A 3,997-nucleotide genomic window follows, 5' to 3' on the forward strand; every position below is an offset into this window, starting at 1 on the left:
CCCCCCCCCCCCTCCCACAGTGTTTGGCGGATAGGGCTCAGAGCGTGCCAAACACTTTCTTGGCCAGACTGGTCGCCGCGGCCGCCGGATTCTGGCGGATCGTTGCTTCCTGCTTGGCGATCATCTCGAACAGACCGTCCAGCGCCTGCTCGGTCACGTAGTTTTCGACGTTGGCGCTCTTGGTGTCCACCACGCCGAGCGTCGCAGCCTGGCCGGCAAAGGCGTTGTACTTCTGGACCAGACCGACCTTGTCGGTGGCTTGCTTGACGATCGGCAGGAACTTGGCGCGAATCTGCTCGCGGCTGCTCTTGTTCAGGTATTGCGTGGCCGAGTCGTTGCCGCCGCTCAAGATGCCCTTGGCATCCGTCACGCTCATGTTCTTCACCGCATCCACCAGGATCGGCTGGGCCTGCACGACGGCGGCTTCGGCAGCCTGGTTCATGCTGATTTCCAATTGATCGACCTGAGCGCCCATACCGAAGGCCTTCATCTTGCTGGCGACTTTACCGAGCTTGCCCGGCAGTTCGATCTTCACCTCGGGGTTGTTGCTGAAACCGCCAGGCTTACCCAATTGCTTGACCGCGATCTGGGCACCTTGGGTGAGGGCATCCTTGAGGCCGCCCGTGGCATCCTTCTGCGAGAGATCACCGAGCGACAGGGCCATGGCGTTGGCGCAGATCAACAGGCCGGCGCACAGGCCGGTGAAACGGAGGGTAGGGCGGAGCATGGGCACTTTCCTTGAACGTTTGAAAGGGAATCAGCGTACGGCATTGCCAGGGATCTTCATATTCAGGGCGCCCGAATGCAACCAGGCGCCCAGGGGTCAGTCCGCAGCCGTCGGAACGCCCTGATCCGCCGCATCTTCGCTGCGATGCAACGCCACCTGGCGGATCGACAGGCGAATTTCCGCCGGCAGCACCCGCTTGGCCGCGCCTTCGGCCAGCTCGCCGAGCAGTTCGTGATAGCTCAGCTTGCCTGCTTCGTCGCGCCGCAGGACGTCGAGGTCGAGCATCGTCTGGATGAAGTGGCGGAACAGGCTCTTGTCGAAGAACTCCGGTGCGTTCAGTCCATGCAGGATCGACAGGCGCTGGGCCATGACGGTACAGAGGTCTTCCAGCTCTTCGGCGCTGATGCTGTTCTGCCCGCTGTTGAGCAGCAGCGAGACGGTCATGTAGAAACGCTGCAGGGTCTGGGCGATGCTTTTCGACAGCAGCGTCAGCAGCACGAAATGCCGTGAACTCGGCGCGGGGCGCAGGTAGAGATCTTTTTCGAAACGCAGCAGGCCCTGCTCGACGAACGCGTCGAGCCACTGGTCGACCACCGCGTCCAATTCTTCCAGCGACCAGCGAATGAACAGCTCCGATTGCAGGTACGGGTACAAGGCCCGGGTGTAGCGCAGGATCTGTTCGCGACTCATGCGCGAGCTGCTCTGGAAGAAACTGGCGAGCAGCGCCGGCAGGGCGAAGATATGCAGCACGTTGTTGCGGTAGTAGGTCATCAGCACCGCGTTCTGCTCATCCAGATACAGAATCTTGCCCAGGGCGTCTTTCTGTTCCGACAGCAGGTCCATGCCTTTGACGTGCTCGATCAGCGCCTGGCCATCGCCTTCGGGCAAGGTGGTGTGCGGTGAATACGGCACTTTGCGCAGCAACGCGAGGTACAGGTCCAGCACGCGAGCCATAGCGTGATCGTCCAGGGCCAGACGGCTGGTGGACAACAGCGCGAGGGCGACGAGGTTGACCGGGTTGATGGCCGCGGCTTCGTTCAGATGGCGGGCGACACGTTCGCCGAGCCGGTTGGTGGTCGCGTTGAGCCAGGCGGGCTTGAATTGCGGACCGAGTTCCTGCTGGCGCCAGCCGGGTTGTTCGCCGTCGAGGAACTCCGCCAGCTTGATCGGCTCGCCGAAGTTCACCGCGACCTGGCCAAAGCGTTGCTTGAGGGCGCCGATGACCTTGAAGATGTCGAAGATCGACTCCTTCTTCTTGCTCGCACCCCGCAGTTCGCCGAGGTAGGTGCGGCCTTCCAGTACGCGCTCATAACCGATATACACCGGCACAAAGACGATCGGCATGCGCGAGGAGCGCAAAAAGCTACGCAGGGTAATGGCGAGCATGCCGGTCTTCGGCTGCAGCATGCGTCCGGTGCGCGAACGGCCGCCTTCGACGAAGTACTCCACCGGGAAACCCTTGGTGAACAGCGTGTGCAGGTATTCGTTGAACACGGCGGTGTACAGCGGGTTGCCCTTGAACGTGCGACGCATGAAAAACGCGCCGCCACGGCGCAGCAGGCCGCCGATCACCGGCATGTTGAGGTTGATGCCCGCGGCAATGTGCGGTGGGGTCAGGCCATTGCGAAACAGCAGGTACGACAGCAGCAGGTAGTCGATATGGCTGCGGTGGCAGGGTACGTAGATGACTTCGTGGCCTTGGGCAACGTTCTGCACGCCTTCGATGTGGTTGACCTTGATGCCATCGTAGATCTTGTTCCAGAACCAGCTCAGCACCACTTCCAGGAAGCGGATCGCGGTGTAGGTGTAGTCCGAGGCAATCTCATTGCCATAACGCAGGGCCTGCGCCTTGGCTTTTTCGGCCGGGATCTTTTCCCGCTCGGCCTCTTCGAGAATGGCCTGCTTGACCAGTGGCTGGTTCAGCAGCCCCTTGACCAGGTTGCGCCGGTGGGAAATGTCCGGGCCGATCACCGCTGCTTTCAGATTGCGGAAATGCACCCGCAGGATCCGCTGGGCCATGCGCACGGTGCGTTCATGGCCTTTGTCGTGCTCGATCAGTTCGCGCAGATGAATTGGCGCGGAAAACTGCACGCGGGTCTTGCGCCCGAGAATCATGATGCTCAGCAAGCGGCGCAGACGCCCGGTGACCGCCCAGCTGTCGGCGAACAGCAGCTTCCAGGGGCTGGATTCGCTGTCGGGCGACTGGCCCCAGAACACGCTGACGGGAATGATCTGAGCGTCTTCGGCGGCGTTGTGGGTCAGTTCGTCGACCAGCCGCGTCAGGGTCGGTGGCGCACCGCGTTTGTCCTGGCGGCCGAGCCAGTCCGGGGCCGGCGTCAGATAGAAAAACGCCGCCGGCTCCAGCAGGCCGCCCACCGAGACCGGCAGCACCGGACGCGGCAGGCCGGCCTTGGTGCACTCGGTGTCGAGCACCGCCAGATCGGTGAGCGAAGGATCTTGCAGGACGTAGAACACCGGACGACTGCGGTCGAGGTTGAGGGTGAAGGACGACTGGTTGATGGTCTCGGAGCGAACCCAGAGGTACAACAGCCGGCGCAGGGTGCCAAACACAAGACGGCGGAACGGGGAGCGGGTCATACGGCTTCTGCGTGAGTGGATAAGAGCAAGCGGTACTAGTGTGCCGGATTCACCGAAAATCGGCAAAAAAGCGCCGAAGTAAAGTCAGTTGAGAGTTTTTCCGGGTGTCATATACTCGGCCAGTTACTGCCCCGGCCTCCGACAGACGGCGGGTCGGCGGCTGAAACGCGTACGGCTTTCCCTCGAAAAGCCGGCTCAGAAAACAAGAACGGGAGTGAGCATCATGGCAGCACGCGAAACTGGCAGTGTGAAGTGGTTCAACGACGCCAAGGGTTATGGCTTCATCCAGCGCGAAGGCGGGGCGGATGTGTTCGTCCACTACCGCGCGATCCGCGGCGAAGGCCACCGTTCACTGACCGAAGGCCAGCAGGTCGAGTATGCGGTGGTGGAAGGGCAGAAGGGCCTGCAGGCTGAGGATGTGGTGGGGTTGTAACCCGCTCCTGCAATTGCCGCAAATCCCTGTGGGAGCGAGCCTGCTCGCGAAGGCTGTGTCAGGTGATCAGTTATTTACCGTCACACCGCTTTCGCGAGCAGGCTCGCTCCTACAAAGGATCACCGTTGATCAGAAGCCAGCCTTACGCCGTCTTCCAGGTAATCTCTTCTTCCCCATCGGCGCTGATGCGAATCCAGCGATCCGCCGAATCCTCGCCTTCTTCTTCCACCCATGATCCC

The 3,997-nt window shown here is 61.7% G+C and carries 3 protein-coding genes and 1 pseudogene; 1 reads left to right on the plus strand and 3 read right to left on the minus strand.

All coding sequences use genetic code 11. The annotated features are described in order from the left end of the window. Nucleotides 1-37: 37 nt before the first annotated feature. Nucleotides 38-727 carry a DUF4197 domain-containing protein gene (locus ACE04F_RS19595; RefSeq protein WP_486109253.1) on the minus strand — a complete coding sequence of 230 codons (690 nt, stop codon included), beginning with the start codon at nt 725-727 and terminating at the stop codon, nt 38-40. 96 nt (nt 728-823) lie between these two features. After that, on the minus strand, nt 824-3,325 hold the full coding sequence (gene plsB / locus ACE04F_RS19600; protein ID WP_486109255.1) for a glycerol-3-phosphate 1-O-acyltransferase PlsB: 2,502 nt from the start codon (nt 3,323-3,325) through the stop codon (nt 824-826). A 223-nt stretch (nt 3,326-3,548) separates the two neighbouring features. Here plsB and ACE04F_RS19605 point away from each other — a divergent pair, with 223 nt between their 5' ends. Then, nucleotides 3,549-3,758: a cold shock domain-containing protein gene (locus tag ACE04F_RS19605; RefSeq protein WP_003198198.1), complete on the plus strand. Its 210-nt coding sequence runs from the start codon at nt 3,549-3,551 to the stop codon at nt 3,756-3,758. A 142-nt stretch (nt 3,759-3,900) separates the two neighbouring features. On the opposite strand, the pseudogene ACE04F_RS19610 reads toward ACE04F_RS19605, so the two are convergent. After that, nucleotides 3,901-3,997: pseudogene (locus tag ACE04F_RS19610) on the minus strand (hypothetical protein); the annotation flags it as partial.

It is taken from the genome of Pseudomonas sp. AGC41 (genome assembly GCF_057334555.1).